Origin of the sequence: Enterococcus sp. DIV1208 (genome assembly GCF_050530455.1) — a bacterium.
In the GTDB taxonomy this organism is placed as follows: Bacteria; Bacillota; Bacilli; order Lactobacillales; family Enterococcaceae; genus Enterococcus_B; species Enterococcus_B hirae.
In genome coordinates this window covers 1454907-1480792 of the sequence record NZ_CP172887.1, presented here as the reverse complement: position 1 = coordinate 1480792, position 25886 = coordinate 1454907, and the positions used below count along the sequence as shown (strand labels likewise).

Below are 25886 nucleotides of genomic sequence, written 5' to 3'. Positions count from 1 at the left end.
GAGATAACTAGGGTGGTCCCCTGGTTATCTCAGTACATAGATTTCGTGAGTAATGAGGCGATGGGTTATGCAAAAAAGATATGGTCATCTGATTATTTTAGATGAATTAATTCAAAATGGTTATAAAAAGTATCACTGCCTTTGTGATTGTGGACAAGAAACAATTGTTTATCATTCCAATTTAGTCTCGGGTCGAACAAAAAGCTGCGGGTGTGGAAATGTTAAAAATCGGCATAGATATAAGGATTTATCTAATAAAAAATTTGGTGAACTAGTTGCCCTTGCTCCAACAGAAGAACGTAGCGAAGGAACCGTTGTATGGAAATGCCTATGTTCGTGTGGCAATGAAATACTGGCATCGGCAAAACGATTGCAACGAGGAGAAATCCGGAGTTGTGGATGTCTTAAGGAAAAACAGTTTCATATTGAAAAGCAAGTATTCGGTAACCTGACTGTCATTGAACCATTAAATAAGAAGTTAGATTGGAAAACAAAATGGAGATGTAAGTGTAGCTGCGGTCGATTATGTGAAGTAAGCTATGGCAACTTATCATCAGGTCACACAAAAAGTTGTGGTTGCTTGAAAAGAGTTGAAAGTAGAACTTGTGTAAAAGGAACAATTGTCGAATGTTTGAAAGCTAAATTGGCCAAAAACAATACTAGTGGCGTAAAAGGAGTTTATCGGTGTAAGGGAATGTGGGTAGCTTATATTACTTTCCGTGGAAAGCGACACTATCTGGGTACGTATGACAATCTAAGTGAAGCAGCGCTGGCGAGAAAAAAAGCCGAAGACAAATATTTTTTGCCATTGTTAAAACAATTTTCGATTTAATGTCCAGTTTCGTGTTCCCTTTTTGTTTTTAGTAGTGAAAGGGGAAGAAAGAATATGGATATTCGTGATGAAAAATGTCGAGTGTACGAGCAACTGAGACTATTGATGGAGGAAAGAAGGGAGCTTTCAAAACAGTATTTTGATCTAAAAGAATACTTGATTCATTTAGAAGATAATCAAGACACGACAAGTTCTGATAAAGCAATACATCGTGACGTGGAGCCGATGAATCTCGAAAATGAAAAGGAGCTCCAAGATTACTTTACTCAGCGAAAAGCAATCGACAACCATCATCGATCTTACAAAGATTACGGGTTTATTATTGCATCAATTTTGAAAGAGTCAGGAAAACCATTATCCGCCAAACAAATTTATCACGAGTGGACGGAGTCATATGAAATTTTTCCAGATTATCGCAATTTTGTAAATAATATTCTTCCAAAAATTAATCGAGATGAATCAATCCCTGTTGAACGTGCTATGAGAGGATATTGGCAATATAGACTTAAAACCTAATTTGTCCGTATATCTTTTTCCTTTCGAATTTTCAAAGGAAGAAGTGACAGTGATGAATCAGAATTTTGATTTTGCAAATGATGATGCACAAATTATTAGCTATATTCAAAAAACAGTTCACAATACGGCAATTAATTATTTTGCTAAAAATAGCAGACTAAAAGATACTGAATTTGTTCCTGGACAAAAGACACTAGATTACTTTATCGAGGAGCAAGCTATGTATCCACAAGAAACTGTTACGGTAGTATCTGAAATTTTTCCGCTAGATTTCTCTAATTGTGCTTTAGCCACTGAATTCCAAAAACTATCTGATAAAGATCAATCTCTACTGATTCAAAAATATATTTTTGGATATTCAGACTATGAAATTTCCATTCAACTGTCGATGACAAGGCAAGGTGCAACAAAAAAGCGCCAACGTATTCTAGGAAAAATTCGAAAACATCTCCTTACTTAATTTTAAAAAACTATATGATTCGTGCTCCTCCCTGAAGCACTCGCTGTGAAAAATGAGTGCTAAAAAATGGAGGATGCGTGAAATGAAGTCATTGGCAGAACTCGTTATTCTTGTTCAAAAGGATGATGAAGAGGCTTTTTCTCAAATTGTTAACAGTTTTAAACCCTTATTGGTTAAAGAATCTTGTCGTAATGGGAACTTTGATGAAGATTGCTATCAAGAGTGTATGATCAGATTATATTTAGCTCTTAAAAAAATTGATATTACAGAATAATCACTATTGAAGATAATCGTGTAGTCAGTTTTTGTTAGTGTTTCCGAAAGGTAGGTACAAAGCTATGAACCTACCTTTCTTTGATTTTGAATGATATTAAAAAAATTTAGAGGAGGTTTGGTTATGATTCTGTTTTTATTAGGTTTATTTATAGGATGTATGCTGGGAGCAATTATAATGAGTTGCTTAGTCGCGGGAAAAAATGACGATATAACTTCCGGAAGAGAGTAGGTTTATTGTGACATAAATAAGGATAGCAGCTGCATTTTGCAGAGGTGGGAGTAAAAATGAAACGAAAATATATTGTGCTGGCTTTGTGTGTGTTATTTTTATTGGTAGTATATTCTCTTTTGACGCCCTTTTCTAAGGATGTTGTAAACATGGTGATAGTCATAATAGGAACCGTTTTGATACTTGTAACGTTTTGCTATGTTGTGATTAAAAAAACAACTAAATAAGTAATGCTAGGATTTAGCATAATAAATTTTATTACATTCATTTATAGTGCTATTTAGTCGATTGATAATACTAACTTGTAAAGAATAGAATTTTAAAGTGAAAAAGAAAATTTGGAGGAAATATCTATGGAGCATAAAAGAAATAGTAAATTGAAATTCAAAAGACTTCAGCTTATATTCGTGTTATTGATGTTGATTGCATTGTCTCAAAGAAATTATCTTTTGGCCTTTTGCTGTGGAATTACGTCTACAATTTTTTATATTCTTCAAAATAAGTATTAGCTGGAGCCTTATCTATTTACAAAAAAAATTTTTCAAAACAACAGGATGATGCTAATAGTTTGGGGAGATTTTGGTGATTAAATAAAAGATATGTAGTATTCCGTAGTTTTGGAGATACAGTAATAATGTTTTATCTGCTTTTAGGAATTCTCACAAAGATATTTAGTGATTTTGTTTAGGAGAAAGGTAAGGAGAAATGTTAGAGACAGCTTCTAATGTAACAATTATCATATTTCCAATTTTAGTATGCATATTTGTAGGTATTGATAGAAAAAAGTGGGGATCATGGAATAAAAACAAACGAATTTTTTTCTTCATAAGCTGGTTAGTTATAGCCGCTATTTTAATGAGCAATAATCTTTATATCTTTGTTTTAGTATCAATCATTTTATTTTTCACTGAGCTTTACTTGTGATTAGTTGTAGATTTATTGAACAACCTGTAAAGAAATTTTTTATGTCAATTAATGGAAAGATCAGTATTGGATAACTTCAAGAGATAGGAGAAGCGGTGCTAGCAATACTGACTTTATAGTAGACATTGCAGCTTCGTATGTGTTTAGTGGAGAGTATGAGCCTATATGGATTACTGGTTAGAGTTGCCTGTTCTTGAAATATTGCATCAGTATTTAACATATATTCTATATCAAACATTTTTAAAATATTGGTTTTCATTTTTGGTGAGGTAACTTGCAGGGGGATATTTTTTTCTTATAACCTTTTCAATATTAAGAGTGACAATTAAGGACTTCCTATTAAACTGGGAGCTAGTTTTACCAGCAATATTAATTATACTAACTATTTTTTTGGTAGGAACGCTGTTGGCTACATACAGCAGATAATAGATTGTTTAAGATAAACGTAGATAATTCATAAAAAAGTTAACAACATTTTTCGCAAGTGTATGGAAGACAAGTTTGTGTTTGTCATAATAAATTAAAAAAAGGAGTAACGAAGTTGGTTTTGCTAGGTCAACGTTTTGTTTGTCCTTTTTTTATTTGTTCATTATGAAATTAAACTTTATGAATTTTAGAGGAGTATCATTCTACCTATTTAATCCATCATATGTAAATATAATTCCATCGAGTTAATCTTTTCTGAAAGCGATATGAAGCGTATAATTAAGTATATATATTTTTAGAGAGGAGCAGTTTTGATGGGTTGCTTGCTTAATGGTGAAATATCAAAGTTAGCACGTTTATCATGTGAAGATTTAGTAGAGAACATGCTTCAAGTCGATATTGATCATTCAATTCAAGAACAATTATCCTGGAAAAATTCCTTATACTTACTGATTCAACTTCTTAATGATCAAAGTTTTGGCAATTTGTGGCTAGCAGCTGAATATTCACTAACTGCAGATAGAAGAATTGACGCTATTATCTTTGGTTATTCTAGTCAGCAGCAACCTACTGCAATTATTGTTGAGTTAAAACAGTGGGGAAAACTTGCTCCTAATATCGAGAAACAAAAAACAAATATGAATGTTTGTATCGGAAATAGAACTGAGTATAGGGTACATCCAATTTATCAGACAGTGAACTATACACGAGATCTAAAAGCCCATCATGAGATTGTTGCCAATAAGAAAATCGATTTATATGCAATTCAATATTTACATAATTTTATTGGAGACAAAAATGCCTTTTTCTCTGAAATGTATGAAGACTATCAAAAACTATCTGTCGGTTTTTTTGTTAAAGGGGAAGAGCAACTTTTAGTTAATCACCTAAAAAAACATTTCGATGTAACAATAAACGGAGAGCAAGTCGCTACAGAGTTTCTTGAGGGAAAATACATTATTGGGCAAGTTGGCTTTAACGGTTTGCGGAGTGTTCTCAATCAAAAGGATAATGCGATTATGTTGGCAGATCAAATTGAAATCTCAGCACAAATAAGCCAGATATTTAAAGAATTCACTCAAACCCATAGAAATACGGCAATTATTATAAGAGGTGCTGCGGGCACTGGAAAAACAATTATAGGTATTCACTTACTTTTTCTTGCTCAGCAACATGGTCTTAAAATCAATGATATGGTTTTTACTTTCGCTAAAAGTAGAATGTTACGAGAAGTAGTCAAAAATGAAGCGGGATTGATGCAACACATTCCGTATCTAGACGGTATTGCTTCAAAGGATTATTCGTTAGTTGTAGTTGATGAAGCCCATAGAGATACTGATATCAATAAGACCATTAGGCGTTTATTTAGCCATAGCAGAAGACCTAAAATTGTAGTATTTTTACAGGATGACCATCAAAGAGTTTTATTAGAGGAAGCTGGGACGGTTTCAAATTATCGAAAGGCACTACATGAGTTAGGAATTGAACCATTTATTTTCAATTTGATAGTTCAAAAGAGATCAGGAAATCAAGGGGATTATGTAGATAGAATTCATAATTTATTTTTTGATTGTACTAAAGAAATTTCAAGCAAGAGTACCTTTGAAATTGTGTTATCAGACTCCTTAAAAACAATTGACGAGCAATTATTAAAGATGAAAGACTTAGGTCAAACTGCAAAATGGTTTGCGCCATATGATTGGCCTTGGAAATCTAGAAATAATCTTACCATTAGTAATGATATTGAGATTCAGGATAAAGATGGAACGATTTTTCAAAAGCAGTGGAACCCTATGAAGAATCAGTATGAATGGTATAAAGATGCTGACGAAACATCATTTAATCAGGTTGGTTCCGTCTATACAGCACAAGGATTGGATTATGATTACACGGGGTTCATTTGGTATGATGATTTACGGTGGGATAAATGCCTTAGCAAGTGGGTTTTTGATCCTACAAAAGTTAAAGATCAAACTTTTGTTAAGCAGGTTGAACGTTTTTTAAGTTCACATAATTACTCTGATGCAGCATGTGATGAAGTTTTGGAGATTTTTTTAAACCAATACTATGTCTTATTAACAAGAGCAAGAAAAGGGATTTTCTTGTGGTTTAATGATAAGGATACCGAAGACCATGTTATGAGTGTTATAAAAAGATAGGTGGGTTCAATTATGTCAGAGATTCAAGAATTAACCGAATTAATTAATAAATTTCGTGATGAGAGAGACTGGCGGCAATTTCATAATGAAAAGGATTTAGCTATTTCGATTTCTTTGGAAGCTAGTGAACTATTAGAGCTATTCCAATGGAAAACAGCAGAAGAGGGAACTGGGAATCTGCTTGCTCTAAAGGATGAGTTAGCCGATATTTTAATTTATTCTTTTATGTTGGCAGATAATTTAAATTTGGACATCGAGCAAGTAGTAAAAGAAAAATTAATCAAAAATCAGCAGAAATATCCAATCAGTAAGAGTAAAGGATCAAAAACGAAATATACTGAGCTCTGAATTATCTCTTTAGGGTAAGAAAATTTTGAATTATATTTAAGGTGGTTTTGGTATGGCAAAATATGACTATGTCATGTTAGTGGTGAATGGAAGAGAACTTGTTGGATTTGACAAATTGAGGAAAGTACAACAGGAAAAATTAGAAAAAGGGGATATTATTTACATCTATAGAAGCACGAAATCCAATAAAGTGTACATTGGTCAATCAAAACATTTTAAAACTAGACATGAGCAACATTATAACGGTGCTGAAGAAAAATTTAACGATGCAAACTTTGATCAAGTTATCGTACTTTTTTCTGCATTGTTCAATGGCTCTGCTTTAAATGATGTTGAGAACCAGCTTATCACTTATTTTTTAGCTGATAATTCTAAATCAAGAAGAAATTTAGTCGAGTATGAAACCAGTGAAGTAATCAATCTTACTAAGGGGAACGACACGAATAGTTATAAAGAACGTGAGGCTATTGCTACTGAAGTTGTTCTACCTTTTTGGGAGGAGCTATATAGCAAAGGTTGGGTAAAAACACCTACTATTGATGAACTTAGAAATCAAGCTTTGGTTAAATATAGTCCAATAAAAGAATTGACCCAACAACAAATGGATCTTATCAATGAAATACTTGCAAACCCAGAAAAGAACTTTGTAATCAATGGAGATGCTGGAACGGGAAAAACGGTTCTGTTGACGCATTTGGTTGCAAAATTTTTGGATGAGCAATCTGATAAAACAATTGCTGTAGTTGTACAACCAAATTGGATTAAGACAGCTCAAGAAATTTTCAAAGTGTATGGCATGAATGGAAAAAATCTTACTGTAGCAACCTCTACTCAATTGATTAATCAGGATAAGGACTTTGATATAGTGGTTGTTGATGAGTCTCATAAGTTATCACGAAAATATGCTAAACAAATGGCTTCGTTCAATAATGTATACAAAGGTAGATTCAACTCAGATGATAATCACCTAGAGCCTCTGAAAAAAATTGGTAAGCAACTTATTCTGATGTACGATGTTTTACAAGCAATTCGACCAGCGAATATGACTCGAGAGCAGTTTAGTAGAGCTACAGAAAATTTTGAAAAGAAATATCTTACTACACAATTTCGAATTCAAGCTCCTGAAGGTAAATCGTATACTTCAGATGACTATATAAATGGTATTAAATACTTACTATATAAAGATACCGACTTATTATCAGAAACAAATTATAATCCTAATTTTGACCGGTCAGTATTTTGCGATAGGGATATCGATGCTTATTTCGGATTTTTTGAAGATGACCCTTTAGCTAATTTGTTTGATTGGATAGAAGATGATAGAAATTATCATAGTGATCATGTTAATAGAGTCTTGGGAGGATTGGTTGAACCTTGGAAACAATCAGATGGTAAGGATCCAGAGATTACCCATTGGCACGAAGGGAATCTTCACAAACGATGGAATTCTACACAAGAAAATTGGATTAATTCGAAAGATCCCGATGCAGAGGACCAGATCGGATCGGTTTTTGCTGTTCAAGGAATTGACTTGAATAAAGTCGGTGTACTGATTGGAAATGATCTACAAGTCGATGAGTCAGGACGTCTTTTTGGTAATCCCGATAATTTCCACAATGTAAATGGTAAATTTTCAAAGAATGATGCTAATCCGGAAAACGAAAATGAATTTACACTGTTTGTATTGAACATCTATTATATTTTGCTAACCAGGGGTATTGATGGCGTGCGAATAGGTTTTTGGAAGAATGAATCATTTAAGAAATATATGAGAGATACACTTCAAATTGAATAAGAGGATATAATATATCATTTTTAAACAAAATTAGAGTTGTTGATTAAGTGATTCAAGGCATCGGTAGGACTAAAATCAAAATCTATGACGGAGGGAAACAACATGGGAAATTTAGGTTGGTATCAATTAATGACAACTTTAGCAAAAAAAGTTGGTGGACCAAAAAATTTATTAGTACTTGTGGCTACAGGTGGTTACGCAATAATTAGAACTGTAGAAGCAGGGGGGAAGAAAGTAGTTAAATTGGTTAAAAAAAAGAGTGTATCAAAAATAGAAGAAGCCAGTCTAACAACTTTCATTTTTACAGAGACCGGTGTTGGAGATGGTGGGCTTAAATATTCCGAAGGGGAATCTTTTTTTGTAGCAGCAACTCATGATGATGTAATTTTGATTGAAAAAGAAAACGATAAAGATAATCCATATTTTGTTAGTGGAGATTGGTTGAAAAAAGTTAGCACATATGTGTAAATGAGATAATCAAGCTTTCATAATAGAAACTATAAAGTAAATAATTATTATTTTGATCAACTACAGAACTAGTAAGTTTAGATAATTAAAATGGAGTTGGTATCTTTGAAGATAAGTGAAAAATTGAAATTAGAACGTAATCAGAGTGAATTGGATTTTGTAGATATTGATTTGGATAATGACACAGCTTTATTTTTAGATCCGTATTTTTTATCGATAAGAGAAGACAAGTGGTCAAAAAAGGCTCATAGAACATTGGAAAATTATTTTCAATTTGTTTTGAATCTTTTGGAAAAAGGAGAAGAAAATAAGGCAAAAGAATATTTTAGATTTAATGAACCTGAAGAAGTTTGTTTTGGACTGTCCAAATCGGGGACACATGGTAAAGGATTAGGAAAAGATGAATCTAGCAAACTTTTCAATTATATTATGGAAAGTAAAGCAGTAGAAGACGGTGTAATCAATACGTCAAGTGATATAAAAATATTTGTCCCAAATATTGGTCATGATAAACTATCTGATTTGACGATTAATGTTATTAGAAAACATTTAATTGAATATACAAAAGACCAAATGTACTTACATGGTATATCGTTAACCAATGCTCCGTCTGGAATTTATTGGGACACGGAATTACACTCTTGGAATAATAGTTATGAAGATATGTTAGTAATTGAGGGGAAGCCTGTAATTTTGGTTCCCAAAGCAATAGTATGTAAAATTGAGAACTATTTCTATGATTATAACGTGTATGCTAATAACCCTGTTTACTTTTACCTGAAAGAAAGAGAACTAAGAATTGGTTCAAGTCTAGTCAAGGAAAGAAAAAATGGAGAAAAATACGTTACAAAGAAAGATTTAAAAGAGGAATATGGATTTGATAAAAAAGCTTTTTTGCAAAAGTTTACTAAGGAGCATCCAGAAATATATGATCACTTTAAAGTTCAAGCAAAAGATAAGGTTAAATCAATCGATGATTCTGAACTAATCGAAAACCATTATGATGAAGTTTACATTGGATTAATTGATAGCTTAATTAGCAAATTTAAAACTATACCTTCTGGGAAAAAAGATGCCAATGATTACCATAACCTCATTATTGGTACAATGACATTTCTGTTTTATCCAGACTTAATTAATCCAGTAAAAGAGCAGCCTCTTCACGATGGTAGAAAAAGAATTGATATCACATATGATAATGCATCCAAAGAGGGGTTCTTTTATACATTGTCGAATAATAAAAAAATTCCTTGTTCATATGTATTTATTGAATGCAAAAACTATACAGGCGAAGTATTAAATCCAGAATTTGATCAATTAAATGGTCGTTTTTCTGTAAACAATGGACAATTTGGTTTCTTGGTATTTAGAAAAACTGAAAATGAAGAAGCTATAATAAAACGTTGTCAAGATTTTTATACAGATATGAGAAGTTTGATTATTCCAATTATGGATAAAGATTTTATTAAAATGTTAGAGGGAAAGAAAGTGTCTCAAACTAATGCTCCGCAACAAAATTTTCTGAATGAAATTACAAGAAAAATAATGCTTGGCTAATAAAATGGATAGCTAATAGCTTCTACTAAAGATTAAGAAACTAAGTCAGACGATCAGGTTAAAAAGAAAGAAAACAAATGAGAATTAGGAACCATGGGGGATATCTGAAAACTTAAATAACTCTGAAGTACTTTTTTAGAAAGGGTGGATATCTGTGGAAGTGACTGTTTTAGCAATAAATGCTATGAATAATTATTATCGTATTGCTGATCAAAGGAAGAAACATAACTTGAGTATAAAAGAAAGAATTGCTTCTAAAGTTCCAACACTCTTTTTCATTACTGAAGTTTCACAAGATTGTGAAGTTGAAGAGTTTGATTTGCCAGAGTATAAAATCTTTGGATTACCAGCTAGTAGAGAAAAAACATTGGGAAGTGTAGTAGGGATTAAAATAGATACTCTCAAGAATGATTGTTCTTTTGAAGACTATAGTGCAAAATGGTTTATTCATCGTGGGGTGCAAGTTGATTTTGTCCTGAAAAATGATATGTTCTTAAGTGTTCTTGGAATATATCCTGCTAGTTTTGGTTCTAATTTTTGTCCTGAAATCTTTACTAGAATGATTGATTGGATTGATTCACAAGTAAAAAAAAGAACGAATTTTATCGTAGCTGGGGATATAAATTGTGATACAGATTCTAAGGGTGTAGATTTTCCTCAGTATGATTTCACACATCTAAAAATACTTGCTAATCAATATGATGCTTGGCTTGATGGAAATGCAATTAAAAAAGGAGAACACACAACCAACCCGTCTCAAAAATCAAGAATTGATAGAATTTTTACCAATCTGCCTATTAAATATATAGAACACTCTTGGAACGAATTTGAAAGTTTAAGTGATCATGCTGTGATTTTTTCTAAATTGCAACTCAAAAATGTAGATGACAATTAGCTTATCATTTTTTTTGTTATTTTTTTGAAACTCAAATAAGACAAGCCGACTTTGAAAATAAAATTCCTATCAAAAGTACGCCACGCAACTTGAATACGACCAGAAAACTAATTATGATGCTTCATTATTAATAGAGCAACTATCTCCATTTTAATACCATTGAAATATCAACAATCTTCAATCAACATCAATGAACTTAAATTTCTAAAGAAAGCAACTTTCTTTCAAAGAGAGTTGCTTTTTTACATTCTCAATTGTCTTTATTAGTGTAAAGAAAAATGACCTTTGAAAATTGAATACAAAATCTATCAGTACTTTCCATTTGCAGGGAGCATTTCTCAATTTCGCCATGATGAGTAATGAGTAACCGGAGCGATAAATAATTGAGAGAAGAATTGTCGAATTCGAGCTATGATCTGCAAATGTAATAATGATACTTCCGTAATCAAATTGGCTCGCCATCACTGGGGAGAGGTGGAAATCCTATGTGCTCTTTGACATGAGCAGCTGGTAGATAAATAAATGTTTTTATAATTTGTAGCTTATGTTTTTTCGTGAGACGCTGACATAGGAAAGAGAAGGCGGTAGAATGAAGACAGCCACTCGGCAAGATATTATCAAATTGGGATTTTCACGGTATTACGCTGACAAGATCTTCAGGGAATGCAAAGCTCTTCTGGTCACTAATGGGTATTCTTTTTATCGCAATAGCAAGATTAAAAGGATACCCGTGAGTGTCATTGAAGAGGTCTTACACATTTCTTGGGGGGATGAATACTGATGAGAAGAGTTGCAAATGTGTACAAAGACGAGAAGAGAGGAACGTGGTATTTTTCATTAACTTTGGGTTATGATCGTTTCGGAAAGAGAATTCAACCCACTAGAAGAGGATTTAAATCGCAAAAAGAAGCAAAAGATGCGATGGAGGAATTGAAAAAGAATTATTCTGATTCTCAAGAAATTTATTTACAAGGGATTACTTTTCGTGAGTTTTATAAGAAGTATTTTTTTCCGTGGTATAAACTTGGGACGGTTGAGAAAACCTATGTAAAAACCGATAAGACTTTAAAACGTGCTTTAGCCTATTTTGGAAAAATGCAAATGGAAAAGATTCGACCGATTCATATTCAAGAGTTTCAACAATTTCTTGTTCAAGAATGTTCTGTCACGAATAAAGAAGGAAAAATACGTCCGCTTTCGAACAATTATATTAAACAGATCTTTAATAAGTTACGGATTATTTTTAAACGTGCGGTAGTTTTGGAAGTCATTGATGAGAATCCGGTAGACACTATCGGGAAAATCAGAACACAGCGATCGGTTGTGGCATTTTGGACCGTTGATGAATTCAAGAAAGTATACAATTGTTCTTATCGCTGTGATTTCCAAGAAGACTTTTATAAACGAATGATGCGCTTTTTATTCGTGACAGGACTTAGAAGTGAAGAACTTTTTGCACTACAATGGCCAGATATTGATTTTCGCAAAGGAACTTGTAGTGTGAGTAAATCACTCTATATTCGAACAAGAACGGATTATGATTTCTCAGATACTAAAAATGCTTCGAGCATCCGAACGATTACTTTAGACAAGCAAACGATAGAAGACTTGAGGAAATGGAAAGAGTCTCAAAAAACGATTGGGGATGACTTGGGATTTATTTTTACATTTGATGGCTTACCACCATCTCCAAAGACATTCTTAGGTCGAGTAAAAAAATTAGCTGAGGTAGCTGGTGTCAAACCGATTCACTTACATGGATTACGGCATTCACATGTGGCATTCTTGATTGAACATAATAACAATATCTATGCTGTTTCAAAGCACTTAGGACATTCTTCTGTTAAGACAACTTTAGATAAGTATGGTCATCTTTATCCCGATACCAATCAAACTTTAGCAGATGAATTTACCAAATTTGAAGTGTAATTTTTTTTGCGATTTACTGCTGTCAAATTACTGTCACGAGCCGTTTTTAGCCGATTTTTGAATTTTCGATGTTGATATACCGGGCTTTAGAGGCTAGTTGTCGGAATCGAAAATGGATGAGGACGAACCGAAGAAATAGCAAAAGGTCTAGCTCAATGGCTAGACCTTTTTTATCTGTTTTTCCCACGGTTTTCCCACATGCGAAGAAATAGCAGCGCTTGCTTGAAAATAGTGTAAAAATTAGACCATGTTTACATGGATTTGCCACCGGTGGTTTTTTGGGTGGCAAACCTCAAGAGTTCTTTCTAAGCTTCTCCATAATGTCGACCGTTTCATTTTGCATTTTATTCGGCATGTGAGAGTATCCATCGTAATAGAAATTCTGCTATGCCCTAGTCGTTCAGGAAATTCCTTCATCTTAGCACCATTTTCAAGAAGAGTAGCGTGAGTATGCCGCAAAGAATGAAAGTTGAATGAGAGGGGGAGTGCATTCTAGATTTAGTATTTCATTTCACTACACTTTGAATGATCAGTTTCATGCTTCCCCTAATCCTTGAACTGAGCGATTACTACTATTATCACTACTCAATAAGAATAATAGACACGATTGCGCTGATATTTATATGGGGTTATGCCTACGATCTTTTTGAATACGGTTGAGAAATGGCTCTGGGTGCTAAACGATAGTTCTTCGGCAATTTGATTGATGGATTTGTTAGAAAATAATAAAAAGTACTTGGCCTTTTCAATTTTCTTCAAATGCATGAAATCTTTAAAATGCATCCCAACTTCTTTATAAAATAACCTTCCCACGTATTTTGAATCCCGATTTAAAACATCACAGATATCTTTTAAAGAAATAGCTTCATACAGATGATTTTCTACATAGTTAAGAACACATACGGTAACAGGGCTATAGGTTTTTTTAGGAATATTGGTTGGATGAGCTAAAAAGTCATGAATGGCTTGCTTAGATAATGTTTCAAACTTATTGATATCACGAATTTCCTGTAAATATTCATAGTACTGAAACTGTCTATTAAAAACTTTGCTTACCGGCACACCTTTTTCAACTTCCACTCGTGTAAATAATGTAATGAGCGCACAATAAAAACATTTGAGTTGATCGCTTGTAAGGCTCTTATAGTAATATTTGATAAATAATTCAAGTGTTTTTATTGCAGCTAGTTTATTGCGATCTTTTACATGAGAAAAGAGCAGCAACTCTAACTTATAGTATTCTTCAATATCGTAAAAAGTATTATAAGAGAATGTTTGTGATTGGTAAAATTCTTCTAAATTTAATTGCTTATCGTCGATTTTTTTTGGTGAATGATGATTTGCTAATATAAATAGATTTGTAAGGATTTGTCTGAATTCTTGTGTGGTATCCTCGGCTTCTTTTAAACCAAAATTTACCTCAGCCATGAGTAATGGGCCACAGGTAATCTTCATATAACCTGTCTCCGATGAACTGTCACTATATAAAAAAGTTCCATAGATTTCTCGTTTTATATTATACATTTGAATAGCAGAAAGCTGATTTTCTTCTGTTTTTAGTGTTTTTTCAACCACACTGACGGGAATGCCTAGTTTTTCTGTTATGGATATTAATGAAATAAGGATTGGCGACATACTAACACCTCCATTCAAAATATAAAACACTTTCTTAATAAGAGAAACACTTTTTTGGTATATCTATTCATAATCATTGTTTATACTATGGATGATTAAAGTACTTGATCAAAAAAACATTTATTTAAACATATTAGAATGGAGTATTGAGTAATGAAAAAATTCGAAGCGTTTTTAAACAATAATTTGTTGCCGCTTTCAGCAAAGATGCAAAACAATAATATCTTAGGAGCACTATCTGAAGGATTTATTCGAACAAGTCCAGCGACGATTGGCTCTGCGTTCATATTAATTTTGGCAAATTTCCCGATTCCTGCTTGGCTTAAATGGTTACAGGATATGAACTTAGCACCTGGTCTAGCCGCTGTTAGTAATGCCTCTATTGGTCTAATGGGTTTGTTTGCAGTTTATAATATTGCGTATGCATATGCGAATCGCTTAGGTGTCCATTCACAAAATGCAGGTCTAATTTCTCTCGCTTCATATTTTATTTTAATCCCTCAACAAGTTGTTACGCATGTCAACGATGGGGGAAAATGGGTGGAATCAACAGTCAACGCGGTGAAATTTGATTATTTAGGAGGACAAGGTATTTTCGTAGGAATGATCGTTGCAATTGGAATTACCAAATTGTATTCTATCTTGTCAAAGAAAAATTTTACGATCAAATTACCAGCATCAGTGCCACCAATGGTTTCTGATTCCTTAGCACCGACGTTTATTGTGACCACGATTTTCTTATTTGTATGTGCCATTCGGATTGCTTTTTCGTTTACTGATTTTGGAGATATCTTTACTTTTATTACAGAAATGATTAGTGCACCGTTGAATAGTTTGATGGCTAATCCAGTATCAATGATTTTTATTCAAGTATTGATTGCTTTCTTGTGGTTCTTTGGTATCCATAATGCTGTGTTATCTGGACCACTTTCAGCTGTAACCTTAACAATGATGACTGCTAATATCGATGCTTATACCAATGGCAGCACGTTGCCTTTCGCCATGGCTTCTCTCGTGTATGGTGTTTGTGGAGCTGCAGGAAATGCGCTTGGTCTGGTTATTTGTTTATTCTTCTCTAAGTCAGCTCGCTATAAAGAAATGTTTAAGTTAGGTGCGTTGCCAACGATTTTTAATATTACCGAGCCGCTAAACTTTGGGATTCCGACAGTAATGAATCCAATCTTTTTCTTACCATTAGTTTTAAGCCCACTTGTTGCAGGTTTTGTTTCTTGGGGCTTAATGAGTACGATTTTGCCAATTCCCTATAATCCTACGGCAGAAGCGATTCCTTGGACAACACCAGGATTTGTTAAGTTTTCATTGATTGGTAACTGGCAATTCCTGTTGATTTACATTATTATCACGGCAATTGTGGCATTGATTTGGTTCCCATTTGTTAAAGTCGCTGATATGAAAGAGCTACAGGAAGAAATGAAAAATAAATAATTGTTAGGAGTAAATCCAGTGTTAGGAATTTCCTTATATCCAGAAAAAGCTTCATTTAATGAAATGAAAAACTATTTAGCTTTAGCAAAATCGTATGGCTTTCAACGTGTATTCTTGAGCTTGCTTCAAATTGATCGGAACAATGTCAGTGAGTCCATGGAAAAATATTTAAAAATAATCAAAGAAGCAAGAGAGCAAGAATTTGAAGTAGCCATTGATTTTATCCCACCAATATTTGATCTTTTAGGAGAGTCCTATAAAGACTTAACATTTTTAGCTGATTGGGGAATTAATTGTATTCGCTTAGATGCTGGTATGACAGGGAAAGAAGAAGCTGAAATGACTAAAAATCCTTATGGTATCAAGATTGAATTAAATATGAGCAATTATTCTCATTATCTTGATCAAATTTTGGATTATGGTCCGAATCGAAAGCAGCTTACTGGTTGCCATAATTTTTTCCCACAGCAATATACAGGGCTATCCAGAGAGCAGTTTAAGCAGTATTCAATAAAATTCTGTCAAAGTTATTTAACGACAGCAGCATTTGTTACTTCTCAGTCCGGGGAACATGGTCCTTGGCCATTACAAGAGGGGCTTTGTACCTTAGAGGAACATCGTCACCTACCAATAGGAATACAAGTGAGGGATCTTTTACAAAGTGGTCTAATAGATGATGTCCTGATTGGTACGATGTTTGCCTCAGAAGAAGAATTACGTCAAGTCAGTGAAGTTGCCAAAGATTCAATGAAAAAAATAGATATCACCTTAGTGGAAGATATTACTGCATTCGAACGACAGCTCTTATTTGACTACACGCATAACTATCGAGGAGACTCTTCGGATTATATGATTCGTTCAACTAGGCTTTGCGCTAAGATTGTAGATAAACCATTGCCTAGTAATCACCCAGTTCAGATGATCAAAGAAGGGGATATTCTCATTTTAAATGAGGCTTATGGGCAATATAAAGGTGAAGTTCAAATTGCTTTGAAAGATCGCCCTGGTGATAAAAAAATCAATCTTGTGGGGCATATTCCGGAAGATCGGTTATTTGAGATGAAAAACATACAACGCTTTGAAGATTTTAGATTTTGTGAGGTGAACAAACAGTATGACTAGCTATTACTTAGGTGTCGATATCGGGGGGACCTTTATTAAATTAGGGATAGTTGATTCTACAGGACAGATAATAAAAAAAGAAAAAATCACTAGTACAAATGATATGACACAAATTTTGACCGATTTGAAAAATTATTTAAACGAGCAACAACAGTATTTAGATATTTCTGGTGTAGGAATTAGTTTACCAGGAGTGATAAATCATGATGGAACGATGCAAACAGCAGGCTCCTTAAAAAAATTGATTGGCTTGAACGTTAAAGAAATTGCTCAAGACCATTTACAACTACCAGTTGAAATCATTACTGATAGTAAAGCGGTTGCCTTAGCTGAAGGTTGGCTTGGAAATGGGGCGAACTATAGTAATTATGTCTGCGTGACTTTAGGCACCGCTATTGGAGGGGCGATCGTGATTGATCGTAAGCTTTATTGGGGGCAAGGTGGTTTAGCTGGTGAGTTCGGTGTTTCTTTAATGGGTAGAGAAAATCAGGAATATAAACTGGATTCTACTTCATTACATGCGGGTGTTGTCGGCGGTTTATGTCGCAAATATAGCTTAGCGATTGGGAAAGAAGTGAAGGATGCCAAGTATATCTTTGATTTGGCCGCACAAAAAGATGCATTAGCTAAAAAATATGTAGATGAATTTTTAGATGATGTTGCCCGACTTCTAACCAACATTAGTGTGTATATAGCACCCGAAGCTATTTTGATAGGAGGAGGGGTTAGTGGAAATTCTCAGATTATGGCGGAGATACAAGCAGCTTATACAAGAATTATTCATGAGTACCGAGTATTATCCAGCGTTCAAATGCCCCAAGTCATTCCTTGCAAATTGGCAAATGATGCCGGTGTAATTGGTTCAGTAAAACAAATCATAGATATGCAACAAAGAGGTGATAATCAATGACAGCTCTTTTTGATATTAATTTTTTTTCCAAAACATTGAATATGAACACGACAATGAAGGTGATCGTCCCTCAAAGACAGAACCATTCAATCGGTGTGTCACAAGCTCCCGAATCTGAAACTTATAAAATTTTATATTTGCTTCATGGAATGACTGATGATCATACAATTTGGTTAAGGCGCTCTAATATCGAGCGTTATGTCTCAGATAAAAATATGATCGTAGTAATGCCAAATGTACACTTGTCATGGTATACAGATACAAAATACGGGCTGAATTACTGGAAATTCATTTCGGAAGAATTACTACAGATTTGTCATGAATTTTTCCCATATATTTCCTCAAAAAGAACTGATCATCTCGTTGCTGGACTATCAATGGGGGGGGCTATGGCGCGATCAAACTAGCGATGAAACGTAGTGATTATTTTGCCTATGGAGCTTCATTGTCTGGCGCATTAGATGTGGTTAACGGGTTAAAGAACAATAAGCAGCAGTCTTTGACTGGGCAACCATTGTCTGACCAGGAAAAACTCTATTGGCAAGGGATTTTCGGAAATTTTGCACAAGCGGAATCAGAAAATCTTTTTACAATGTTGGAAGCGGGTCTCGGTAAAGAAGCAACGAACTATTTTGCTTGCTGTGGCTATCAAGATTTTTTATATGACCATACAAAAGCTTTTGAAAAAGAATGTCACAAGAAAAAGTACCAATTGACAACCGATTATTCTAATGGAAGTCACGAATGGGGCTATTGGGATAAACAAATTTTTAAGGTACTAGATTGGTATGAAGAAAATGAAAAGGGTGTAGAAAATGGAACATCAAAAATTAAATGACTTCCCAGAAGACTTCTTGTGGGGCTCTGCTTCAGCGGCCTATCAAGTAGAAGGTGCTTATGATGAAGATGGCAAAGGAGAATCTGTTTGGGATAAATTCGTAAAAATTCCTGGTAAAACATTTAAAGGAACAACAGGAGAAATTGCAGTTGATCACTATCACCGTTTTAAACAAGATATTGCATTAATGAAAGAACAAGGCTTGAAAACTTATCGATTTTCCGTGTCGTGGACTCGGATTTTTCCTAACGGCAGAGGAGCAATCAATCAAGCTGGTTTAGCCTTTTATCAACGTTTAGTGGATGAATTGATCGACAATGACATTGAACCTATGTTGACGTTATATCATTGGGATCTTCCTCAAGCATTACAAGAAGAGTATCAAGGATGGGAATCTCGAAAAATTATCGAAGATTTTACCAACTATGCCCAAGTATTGTTTGAAGCATTTCGTGGAAAAGTTCATTATTGGATAAGCTTGAATGAGCAGAACATATTTATTTCCCATGGGTATTTGTTAGCTGCTCATCCACCAGGAGTTAGTGATCCTAAGCGTATGTATCATGCAAATCATATGGCAAATCTTGCAAATGCAGCAGTAATCAATAAATTTCATGAATTAGAGATGCCAGGTAAGATTGGACCAAGTTTTGCTTATTCTCCAAACTATGCCATTGATAGTAATCCCCAAAACGTTCTTGCTGCAGAAAATGCGGAGGATCTACTTGCAAATTTTTGGATGGATATTTACATGCAGGGGCGTTATCCGCTAGCTGCTTTGCGCTATTTAGAAGAAAAGGGCTGGGCACCTGAAATTGAACCAGGAGATATGGCGTTGTTAGCAAGTGCCAAACCAGATTTTTTAGGGATCAATTATTATCAGTCAACAACCAATGGATTTAATCCGCTAACAGGAGTTGGTTTTGGTGAAATGAATACGACTGGTAAAAAAGGAACTTCTGGAGAAAGTGGTCTTCCAGGAGTCTACAAAAAAGTCCCAAATCCTTTTGTTGAACGAACAAATTGGGATTGGGAGATTGATCCAAGTGGGCTGAGAATTGCTTTAAGAAGAATTGCTAGTCGTTATCAAACACCCATCATCATTACTGAAAATGGGCTGGGGGAATACGATAAACTAACTGAAAATAACCAGATTCATGACAGCTATCGAATCACGTATCTCAAAAATCATATTCAAGCGATTCAAGAAGCTTTAACAGACGGTGTCGAAGTTTTAGGTTATTGTACTTGGTCATATACTGATTTACTTAGTTGGTTAGATGGCTATCAAAAGCGCTATGGACTTGTATATGTTGATCAAGATGAGTTGCAAAAAGGAAGCCTTAAGCGTTACAAAAAAGACAGTTATTTTTGGTATCAAAAGGTCATAGCAAGTAATGGCAGCAATTTGGAAGGAGTATAGCCATGGGCATTTTAGCTTTAGATTTTGGGGGTACATCAATCAAATACGGACTTTGGAAAGAGGAATTGATTGAACAAGGTGTGACGCCACTGCCCAAAACTTGGGAGGAAGCTTTAAAAGCAATCGAAAAAATTTTGGAACGTTATCGAAACGATGGGTATCTGATTGATGGGATAGCAACTAGTGTACCTGGAGCTGTGAGTCAAGAAGAAGACAAAATTTATGGATTAACGGCAATTGATTACATTCATCACAGAAGTTTCACTCAGGAGCTATCTGATTATTTTCAATTACCTGTTACTATGGAAAATGATGCGAATTGTGCTGCTTTGTCAGAAATATGGAAAGGGCATGCAGATGATGCTCAAAGTATTTTATATTTTGTTTTTGGTACAGGTGTAGGTGGTGCTATTATCCAAAATAGACAAATTCAGGCAGGAAAACATCAATTTGGGGGAGAATTTGGCTATATGATGCTAAATGAAGAGGGTTCATTTAGTGAATTAGCAAGTATTGTTCGTACGTGCAACAAATGGGGATGAATTAGCAAAATATTTAATCACACAATTTTGTCGGTATAGTGCTAGAGGTATTTATAATCTGATGATCAGTTTTGACCCAGATAAAATAATTATTGGGGGAGCCATTTCCAGTAACTCATTATTTATCAAGAAGATGAAAGAAGAAATAGAATGTTTACGGACGCGGACAGGAGCACAGCGAGTGGAAACTGAGATTCTACCTTCAAAATTTGGAAATAATGCCAATTTAGTTGGTGCTGTGTACAATTTTATGATCAAAAAAGCTAAGTAAAAAATCGTCTATCGTTCACAAGCAATATTTTTTCATAATCAATATATCCGAATAGAGAGATGTCAGAGCTTCTTCACTGTAAGCGAAACACGTCTTGCTAGACTGTTGCTTTAAATTTAGCCGCTTTTTCGATAGAAACTAATGGACTAAACTGAATTTCGATGTCTCCAGTTTGATTCAGACCAAAATGAGCAGTACAATCCATTACTTTATCAGGAGCAACTGATCCCATTGTATTGTCATTTGGATAAGAAGAAGCTTTTTTATCGTCTGAGCCATAAACTTCTACATCCATTCCTACAGGAAGGTCATTTTGACCATTGTTTTTAATTGTGTAAGTAATCTTGACTACTTGAGCAGGTTGTTCATCTGCAAATTGATTTCTTTCGTCAGTAAGTTCCACACTGTTTAATGTGTACTCAGCATCGCCAACTTTTACAGTATCCCCAACTTGGTAAAAACTTTCTTGCGCTTCTTTTGAAGAAGAGCTTGATGTAGCTTCTTTAGTAGAACTTGTTTTTGTCACTTTTTCTCCGCCGTTATCACTTGCTTTATTGTCATCTGAGCCACCCAGTGCAGATCCAATTATTGCTACAAGAATGATTGCTAGTACCTAAAACCAAACTTTTTTATAAAATGGCTTTTTCTCCTTTACTACGTAACGTTTGCCATCTTCCCCTAACACTTTTTTTAACCATTGTTTCCTCCATAATAATTTTCTAATTTACTCCCACTTAATGGCAGGTAGTGATAGTCGCCAAAATATAGATATCTTATGTTTCATTTATTAAGACATCTTTACTACCAAATATTCAGTTTTTCACAAATGAAAAGCTTCAAAAAAAACACCTAACAGTTCGCATCAAATAAGAATATTCATTTTTTACTTACATATAGTAACATGATGTGTTTGATTTGAAAATATGTAATTATAAAATTTGTTATTTTTTATTATTCGAAAGATTATGTTAGGTATCGAGAAAGTAATAGAAAAGTAGGATTATAAAAAAAATGTAGGAGATGATAAGCATCTATTGATAAGTGGTTAATGTCATTTATGTGACAAATTTGAAAGATAAATAAATGAAAAAAAAAGCTCAAAAAAGATAAAATAAGTTAAATTTATTGATGAGGTGAGTTTATGAAAAAGGGAATATTCGGGGTTATTGTATTAATTTTATTAGGAGTTGGAGGATTTTTCGGTTACAAATATTATAGCGAAACGTATAAAACAACTACTGCATACACTAAGATTCCAACAGAAGTGCCAGAAAAAACGAAATCAAAGAACAGCGATGGGAAAATCATTGCGGGTGAATATAGTTACCATTATGACGTGACTTTTGTAAAAGCTGATGGTAAAGCAACCAAACGAACATTTAGTGTGAGTGGAGAAGCACCACAACCATTGAAACCAGGTAGTTACGTGCAAGCTGACATCAGTGACAAAAGAACAAGTTCTCCTAGAGTAATTGCAGAAGAAAAGATTCCTAAAGAAATCAAAAATAAAGTAGACGAATTAAATTAGTTTTTAAAAAAATGAAAGAGACGATAAAAAGTCTGATTCAAAATCAACTATTAAATCTAGCCGGAGCATGTACTGGTTAGATTTTTTTGTTGGTCAGTTATTCCATGTGATGGAGCATTGACGCAATTTGATGGAGAAATAGATTAGCAGGGGATTGTCCAAATACGCATTCTAGGATTCACGAATGAAATTTTGACAAAAAATCATTAATATGGTTTATTAAGAATAGAAAGATGAGGTGAATGAAATGGATAATGACCAGAGGTACTCTAAGCTTGCTAAGGATAAAACCTTTGTAACTTGGGGAATGATTCCGGTAGTCGGCTTTTTTGGACTTTTAGTGTCGTTGATGATTTTCATTTAAATATCTTCAAATAGTTAGGTGAGGCTTCTATGTAAACATAAGCTACTGCCCAAAAATGTCGAGAGACGCCAATGGGTAGAACAGGGATTGTCGATAGCAAGGCTTTTCTTAAGGTAGCTAAGTGCAAACTTTACGTTGCATAGTGCCAAAGCTCAAACGTGACGTAAGTCAAACGAAAACGGTAGCAAAAGCATCAATCAGTTCTTCAGACAGGATAAAAAAATGAAACGTTGGTAGACGTTCAACATTTATCCTGTCTGAAGAACTGATGCTGGAGCACCGTTTATTTGTTATTTTGCAGACGTTCCAAAAATTTTTTACTAATTTTGTTTAGGTTAGTTTTTTAGGCTGTAAGATTATTTTTATTACATCGATTGAATATCGCTGGACACCTTGCATAGTTTTCTCTGTTAGAATGCCAGTAGTTACAGATTTTAAAAAGTGAAAAATAATATTCTTGTCATTAAAACAAGTGAGCTATTTCTTCTTTTTGATAATAATGAAAACAAGAATGGAATAGAAGATGGTGGAAAAAGCGAGTCCTTTAAGATAGAAATCGAATAATTGAACAGGTTGACTATAGGAATATTCTAAAATTTGGATCATAAAATAGATAGACGGAAAAGAGGAGAGAAGCATTAGTATGTCATATTTGTTCCATTTTGTATAAAGAGACAAAAAAAGAATAATACCAATAAAAGGGATCCAAACAGTAATTTACTCATCGTAATCATATGACCCATCCTTATACAGCCTTTGCATAATTTAGATAATAGCACGTAGTATATAACCGACAAAGAGTTTTGTATTACCTTGTCCAATTTTTAATTGTATACTCATTAATGGCGGAATAAGTTAAGGAGAGAACTGAATAAAGTGAGGTAAATAGACGACAAAAAAGCACCTACCATTGAATGAATAGGTGCTTTTAAAGTGAACTAGAACTGTAATCGTTCATTTGGGGTTTTCACTCCTATGCGGATTTTTTCAATTCTTGCACTGCTTGTTCAATCGTCACTCCAGTGGCTACTCGATTTTCATTTGTTTTATCAAATACCACAAATAGATTCAAATCAGTATTTAGAGTTACACGATATTGTAAGTCTTTGTTATAGAATGTCATAATCATTCTCCTTTCTTAAATTCTTGCGAAAGGCAACGAAACGTTGATAACGAAATTCCATTTATTATTATAGCATAAAGAAGAAAACTTTGCTAATTAAGGATTGTTTAACTTTATATAGAAGATAAGATAAACAGGATAGAAATAGCCTATTCGCTTTAATTAAAAAACTATAAAAAAAGTAGAGGTTTATTCTTGTGTTTCTCATTTATCTATGCTATATTAAGTAAGTAATCTATTTTGAAACGTAATTTGAGCTAACTATTTTAGTTTATGACTCCTTTTGCCTATCAATAATTTATTGCAATAAAATCGTACGTTGATACGTATTAGGAGGAAATATATATGAATAACGGTACAGTAAAATGGTTTAACGCAGACAAAGGTTTTGGATTTATCACTGCTGAAGATGGAAATGATGTTTTTGCACATTTCTCAGCTATCCAAGGTGACGGTTTCAAAACATTAGACGAAGGTCAAGCAGTGACTTTTGATATTGAAGACGGTCAACGTGGCCCTCAAGCAGTAAACATCGTAAAAGGTTAATACTGTCATAATAAAAACTACTCTTTCATTAGAGTAGTTTTTTTGTTTTTTCTTAGTAAAGAAAAATGCTGCTCTGCCGCTCAAGTGAATACTATTGAGGAAGGGATACGGGCCTCTCCCTATTCAATAGCGAAGAATCGTGATCGACGAATGAATGTGTCAGTCAGACAGTTTAAATGAATCCTAATATAATGAATATGAGAGTGAGAAAAGGTTCATACTCTCATATTCATTGCGTTTATTTGAATCAATAAATGAGGAAAATCTGATGAACTTTTAAGAATCCATAGCTTTTATATGGATTAAATCAATTCCTTTTTGTTTAAGGTTTGTTAAACAGATCATCAGGTAGTCCTCGTCATGCTCAGGATAAATAGGTGAAGTTTGTTTTTGAGGAGAAAGATTAGTATAAGGATCACAGGCTTTCCCACGGTACTCCGGGACAGACCATTCTGGAGAAGGAAGATAATGGCGATTTTTCATTTCAGTAAGAATAAGTTGGTGATACTGATAAAGCTTGTAAGGGGAATGTTGGAAGACATAATCAACTGTTGCATGCTTTCTTCCCCAACCATTACCTCTTAATGCACAACATTCTCTATGTTGACCTAATAATTGTTTTCTAGGAAGCAAAGGGATTAATTCTTCATGCCATAAGCGCATTTACTCACTCTCTTTCATTTAGATTAGATGGTTTAATTTACGCGGTCTGGTTTTTCTGATCGTCCGATCAAATAGTCAACAGATACATTATAAAAATCCGCAATAAAAATTAGATCGATAGCGCTCGGACAACGTTTTCCCTGTTCTAATTGTAGATAAGTTTCCAACGGGAGTGAGGTTTGTTCAGCCACTTCCTTAACGGTTAAATTCTTTTTTTTCGGAGATAATCCAGCCGACAGCGTAGTGTATCTAATAAAATCGCTTCTTCAATACTCATAAATTCGCTCCTTTTGTCATTCAAATAAATTCATCGATCAATGCTTTCTATTTAAATAAACCAAATAAGCAATTGGTAATAACAAGGCTAGAATCAAATCAATCAGTTCTGCCACGAATAATTGGTCTGGTTCAAAATACTGATAATTTAAGATTTTATATGAAAAAAAGATTGCTGGTAACGTAAAAAACGCTAAAATTAAGCGTTCCTTGTTCCAGTTGATTAAGTAACAAATAATAGGGATAAGAATTAAGGTAGGAATAAAAAAAATAAGTCGACTCAATGTTATCATAGTACTAACTCCTATAGATTTCGTATTTAAATAATCATTGATTTTCAGTCGTAGGTTAACAACGAACAACCACTTACACTAAGAGGTGGAAA

Annotated in this window: 26 protein-coding genes, 3 pseudogenes and 1 riboswitch; of the genes and pseudogenes, 22 read left to right on the top strand and 7 right to left on the bottom strand. The window is 34.0% G+C overall.

The genetic code is table 11. The annotated features are described in order from the left end of the window. Positions 1–67: 67 nt before the first annotated feature. The 12 genes from IGK91_RS06885 (at position 68) to IGK91_RS06830 (ending at position 12814) form a co-directional block, all read left to right on the top strand. Positions 68–832, top strand: coding sequence for an AP2 domain-containing protein (locus IGK91_RS06885; RefSeq protein WP_095803589.1), 765 nt, complete (start codon positions 68–70; stop codon positions 830–832). A 54-nt stretch (positions 833–886) separates the two neighbouring features. Continuing rightward, positions 887–1348: a hypothetical protein gene (locus tag IGK91_RS06880; RefSeq protein WP_095803590.1), complete on the top strand. Its 462-nt coding sequence runs from the start codon at positions 887–889 to the stop codon at positions 1346–1348. A 52-nt stretch (positions 1349–1400) separates the two neighbouring features. Continuing rightward, a complete protein-coding gene (locus IGK91_RS06875) occupies positions 1401–1808 on the top strand; it encodes a sigma-70 family RNA polymerase sigma factor (RefSeq protein WP_095803911.1) in 408 nt (135 codons plus the stop codon). Between the two features lie 82 nt (positions 1809–1890). Next, positions 1891–2082: a helix-turn-helix domain-containing protein gene (locus tag IGK91_RS06870; protein ID WP_172843724.1), complete on the top strand. Its 192-nt coding sequence runs from the start codon at positions 1891–1893 to the stop codon at positions 2080–2082. Between the two features lie 1895 nt (positions 2083–3977). Continuing rightward, positions 3978–5822, top strand: coding sequence for a DNA/RNA helicase domain-containing protein (locus tag IGK91_RS06865; RefSeq protein ID WP_181934287.1), 1845 nt, complete (start codon positions 3978–3980; stop codon positions 5820–5822). Between the two features lie 12 nt (positions 5823–5834). After that, on the top strand, positions 5835–6170 hold the full coding sequence (locus IGK91_RS06860) for a nucleotide pyrophosphohydrolase (protein ID WP_181934286.1): 336 nt from the start codon (positions 5835–5837) through the stop codon (positions 6168–6170). Between the two features lie 52 nt (positions 6171–6222). Beyond that, positions 6223–7965 carry a DUF2075 domain-containing protein gene (locus tag IGK91_RS06855; RefSeq protein WP_181934285.1) on the top strand — a complete coding sequence of 581 codons (1743 nt, stop codon included), beginning with the start codon at positions 6223–6225 and terminating at the stop codon, positions 7963–7965. Positions 7966–8067: 102 nt separating this feature from the next. Beyond that, positions 8068–8433: a hypothetical protein gene (locus IGK91_RS06850; RefSeq protein ID WP_181934284.1), complete on the top strand. Its 366-nt coding sequence runs from the start codon at positions 8068–8070 to the stop codon at positions 8431–8433. Between the two features lie 105 nt (positions 8434–8538). After that, positions 8539–9990, top strand: coding sequence for a hypothetical protein (locus IGK91_RS06845; protein ID WP_181934283.1), 1452 nt, complete (start codon positions 8539–8541; stop codon positions 9988–9990). Positions 9991–10144: 154 nt separating this feature from the next. After that, a complete protein-coding gene (locus IGK91_RS06840; protein WP_181934282.1) occupies positions 10145–10885 on the top strand; it encodes an endonuclease/exonuclease/phosphatase family protein in 741 nt (246 codons plus the stop codon). A 589-nt stretch (positions 10886–11474) separates the two neighbouring features. After that, a complete protein-coding gene (locus IGK91_RS06835) occupies positions 11475–11666 on the top strand; it encodes a DUF3173 domain-containing protein (RefSeq protein ID WP_181934281.1) in 192 nt (63 codons plus the stop codon). Then, on the top strand, positions 11666–12814 hold the full coding sequence (locus tag IGK91_RS06830; protein WP_181934280.1) for a site-specific integrase: 1149 nt from the start codon (positions 11666–11668) through the stop codon (positions 12812–12814). The genes IGK91_RS06835 and IGK91_RS06830 overlap by 1 nt, the downstream gene beginning before the upstream one ends. Before the next feature lie 292 nt (positions 12815–13106). Here IGK91_RS06830 and IGK91_RS06825 read toward each other — a convergent pair. Both IGK91_RS06825 and IGK91_RS06820 read right to left on the bottom strand, forming a co-directional pair. Then, a pseudogene (locus IGK91_RS06825) lies at positions 13107–13306 on the bottom strand (tyrosine-type recombinase/integrase); the annotation flags it as partial. Between the two features lie 93 nt (positions 13307–13399). Continuing rightward, the gene (locus IGK91_RS06820; RefSeq protein WP_081123462.1) at positions 13400–14449 is read right to left on the bottom strand and encodes a helix-turn-helix domain-containing protein; all 1050 of its coding nucleotides are present in this window, start codon (positions 14447–14449) and stop codon (positions 13400–13402) included. Positions 14450–14602: 153 nt separating this feature from the next. Here IGK91_RS06820 and IGK91_RS06815 point away from each other — a divergent pair, with 153 nt between their 5' ends. From IGK91_RS06815 to IGK91_RS06780, 8 genes are read left to right on the top strand one after another with little or no spacing between them, the layout of a single operon-like run. Then, positions 14603–15895, top strand: a complete 1293-nt coding sequence (locus tag IGK91_RS06815) for a PTS sugar transporter subunit IIC (protein WP_010737665.1) — start codon at positions 14603–14605, stop codon at positions 15893–15895. Positions 15896–15913: 18 nt separating this feature from the next. After that, positions 15914–17017, top strand: coding sequence for a DUF871 domain-containing protein (locus IGK91_RS06810; RefSeq protein WP_430605265.1), 1104 nt, complete (start codon positions 15914–15916; stop codon positions 17015–17017). After that, positions 17010–17927 carry an ROK family protein gene (locus IGK91_RS06805; protein WP_181934277.1) on the top strand — a complete coding sequence of 306 codons (918 nt, stop codon included), beginning with the start codon at positions 17010–17012 and terminating at the stop codon, positions 17925–17927. The genes IGK91_RS06810 and IGK91_RS06805 overlap by 8 nt, the downstream gene beginning before the upstream one ends. After that, a complete protein-coding gene (locus IGK91_RS06800; protein ID WP_258924963.1) occupies positions 17924–18334 on the top strand; it encodes an alpha/beta hydrolase in 411 nt (136 codons plus the stop codon). Before IGK91_RS06805 ends, IGK91_RS06800 begins: the two co-directional genes overlap by 4 nt. Before the next feature lie 2 nt (positions 18335–18336). After that, positions 18337–18765, top strand: coding sequence for a hypothetical protein (locus IGK91_RS06795; protein WP_258924962.1), 429 nt, complete (start codon positions 18337–18339; stop codon positions 18763–18765). Further along, positions 18743–20188 (top strand): glycoside hydrolase family 1 protein, encoded by a 1446-nt coding sequence (locus IGK91_RS06790; protein ID WP_081123463.1) that lies wholly within the window; start codon positions 18743–18745, stop codon positions 20186–20188. Before IGK91_RS06795 ends, IGK91_RS06790 begins: the two co-directional genes overlap by 23 nt. A 2-nt stretch (positions 20189–20190) precedes the next feature. Continuing rightward, entirely contained in the window at positions 20191–20730 is a 540-nt protein-coding gene (locus IGK91_RS06785) for an ROK family protein (protein WP_228012163.1), read from the top strand. Then, positions 20702–21001, top strand: a complete 300-nt coding sequence (locus IGK91_RS06780) for an ROK family protein (RefSeq protein WP_228012162.1) — start codon at positions 20702–20704, stop codon at positions 20999–21001. Before IGK91_RS06785 ends, IGK91_RS06780 begins: the two co-directional genes overlap by 29 nt. 97 nt (positions 21002–21098) lie before the next feature. Here the strand turns inward: IGK91_RS06780 and IGK91_RS06775 are convergent. Beyond that, positions 21099–21686, bottom strand: a pseudogene (locus tag IGK91_RS06775) (DUF4352 domain-containing protein). A 456-nt stretch (positions 21687–22142) separates the two neighbouring features. Here IGK91_RS06775 and IGK91_RS06770 point away from each other — a divergent pair. Beyond that, a complete protein-coding gene (locus IGK91_RS06770; protein ID WP_010719069.1) occupies positions 22143–22529 on the top strand; it encodes a DUF1093 domain-containing protein in 387 nt (128 codons plus the stop codon). A gap of 367 nt (positions 22530–22896) precedes the next feature. Further along, positions 22897–23065, top strand: a riboswitch (M-box (ykoK) riboswitch). Between the two features lie 801 nt (positions 23066–23866). Here IGK91_RS06770 and IGK91_RS06765 read toward each other — a convergent pair. Beyond that, positions 23867–24016, bottom strand: a complete 150-nt coding sequence (locus IGK91_RS06765) for a hypothetical protein (RefSeq protein WP_010719071.1) — start codon at positions 24014–24016, stop codon at positions 23867–23869. 345 nt (positions 24017–24361) lie between these two features. On the opposite strand from IGK91_RS06765, the gene IGK91_RS06760 reads away from it, so the two are divergent. Further along, positions 24362–24562, top strand: coding sequence for a cold-shock protein (locus IGK91_RS06760; RefSeq protein WP_010719072.1), 201 nt, complete (start codon positions 24362–24364; stop codon positions 24560–24562). 276 nt (positions 24563–24838) lie between these two features. Here the strand turns inward: IGK91_RS06760 and IGK91_RS06755 are convergent, their stop codons facing one another. The 3 genes and pseudogenes from IGK91_RS06755 to IGK91_RS06745 all read right to left on the bottom strand — a co-directional run bounded on the left by IGK91_RS06755 (position 24839) and on the right by IGK91_RS06745 (position 25794). Further along, on the bottom strand, positions 24839–25225 hold the full coding sequence (locus tag IGK91_RS06755) for a TIGR02328 family protein (RefSeq protein ID WP_010737656.1): 387 nt from the start codon (positions 25223–25225) through the stop codon (positions 24839–24841). A gap of 32 nt (positions 25226–25257) precedes the next feature. Next, positions 25258–25502, bottom strand: a pseudogene (locus IGK91_RS06750) (helix-turn-helix domain-containing protein). Between the two features lie 37 nt (positions 25503–25539). Beyond that, positions 25540–25794: a hypothetical protein gene (locus IGK91_RS06745; protein ID WP_081123464.1), complete on the bottom strand. Its 255-nt coding sequence runs from the start codon at positions 25792–25794 to the stop codon at positions 25540–25542. Positions 25795–25886 lie beyond the last annotated feature (92 nt).

Excerpts from the sequence above, each read along its gene's own strand:
- IGK91_RS06885 (WP_095803589.1), top strand. The coding sequence starts at position 68 with ATGCAAAAAAGATATGGTCATCTGATTATTTTAGATGAATTAATTCAA.
- IGK91_RS06760 (WP_010719072.1), top strand. The coding sequence starts at position 24,362 with ATGAATAACGGTACAGTAAAATGGTTTAACGCAGACAAAGGTTTTGGA.
- IGK91_RS06815 (WP_010737665.1), top strand. The coding sequence starts at position 14,603 with ATGAAAAAATTCGAAGCGTTTTTAAACAATAATTTGTTGCCGCTTTCA.
- IGK91_RS06765 (WP_010719071.1), bottom strand. The coding sequence starts at position 24,016 with ATGACATTCTATAACAAAGACTTACAATATCGTGTAACTCTAAATACT.
- IGK91_RS06770 (WP_010719069.1), top strand. The coding sequence starts at position 22,143 with ATGAAAAAGGGAATATTCGGGGTTATTGTATTAATTTTATTAGGAGTT.
- IGK91_RS06785 (WP_228012163.1), top strand. The coding sequence starts at position 20,191 with ATGGGCATTTTAGCTTTAGATTTTGGGGGTACATCAATCAAATACGGA.
- IGK91_RS06820 (WP_081123462.1), bottom strand. The coding sequence starts at position 14,449 with ATGTCGCCAATCCTTATTTCATTAATATCCATAACAGAAAAACTAGGC.
- IGK91_RS06865 (WP_181934287.1), top strand. The coding sequence starts at position 3,978 with ATGGGTTGCTTGCTTAATGGTGAAATATCAAAGTTAGCACGTTTATCA.
- IGK91_RS06755 (WP_010737656.1), bottom strand. The coding sequence starts at position 25,225 with ATGCGCTTATGGCATGAAGAATTAATCCCTTTGCTTCCTAGAAAACAA.
- IGK91_RS06855 (WP_181934285.1), top strand. The coding sequence starts at position 6,223 with ATGGCAAAATATGACTATGTCATGTTAGTGGTGAATGGAAGAGAACTT.
- IGK91_RS06830 (WP_181934280.1), top strand. The coding sequence starts at position 11,666 with ATGAGAAGAGTTGCAAATGTGTACAAAGACGAGAAGAGAGGAACGTGG.
- IGK91_RS06790 (WP_081123463.1), top strand. The coding sequence starts at position 18,743 with ATGGAACATCAAAAATTAAATGACTTCCCAGAAGACTTCTTGTGGGGC.
- IGK91_RS06800 (WP_258924963.1), top strand. The coding sequence starts at position 17,924 with ATGACAGCTCTTTTTGATATTAATTTTTTTTCCAAAACATTGAATATG.
- IGK91_RS06745 (WP_081123464.1), bottom strand. The coding sequence starts at position 25,794 with ATGATAACATTGAGTCGACTTATTTTTTTTATTCCTACCTTAATTCTT.
- IGK91_RS06850 (WP_181934284.1), top strand. The coding sequence starts at position 8,068 with ATGGGAAATTTAGGTTGGTATCAATTAATGACAACTTTAGCAAAAAAA.
- IGK91_RS06870 (WP_172843724.1), top strand. The coding sequence starts at position 1,891 with ATGAAGTCATTGGCAGAACTCGTTATTCTTGTTCAAAAGGATGATGAA.
- IGK91_RS06805 (WP_181934277.1), top strand. The coding sequence starts at position 17,010 with ATGACTAGCTATTACTTAGGTGTCGATATCGGGGGGACCTTTATTAAA.
- IGK91_RS06860 (WP_181934286.1), top strand. The coding sequence starts at position 5,835 with ATGTCAGAGATTCAAGAATTAACCGAATTAATTAATAAATTTCGTGAT.
- IGK91_RS06880 (WP_095803590.1), top strand. The coding sequence starts at position 887 with ATGGATATTCGTGATGAAAAATGTCGAGTGTACGAGCAACTGAGACTA.
- IGK91_RS06875 (WP_095803911.1), top strand. The coding sequence starts at position 1,401 with ATGAATCAGAATTTTGATTTTGCAAATGATGATGCACAAATTATTAGC.
- IGK91_RS06795 (WP_258924962.1), top strand. The coding sequence starts at position 18,337 with ATGAAACGTAGTGATTATTTTGCCTATGGAGCTTCATTGTCTGGCGCA.
- IGK91_RS06835 (WP_181934281.1), top strand. The coding sequence starts at position 11,475 with ATGAAGACAGCCACTCGGCAAGATATTATCAAATTGGGATTTTCACGG.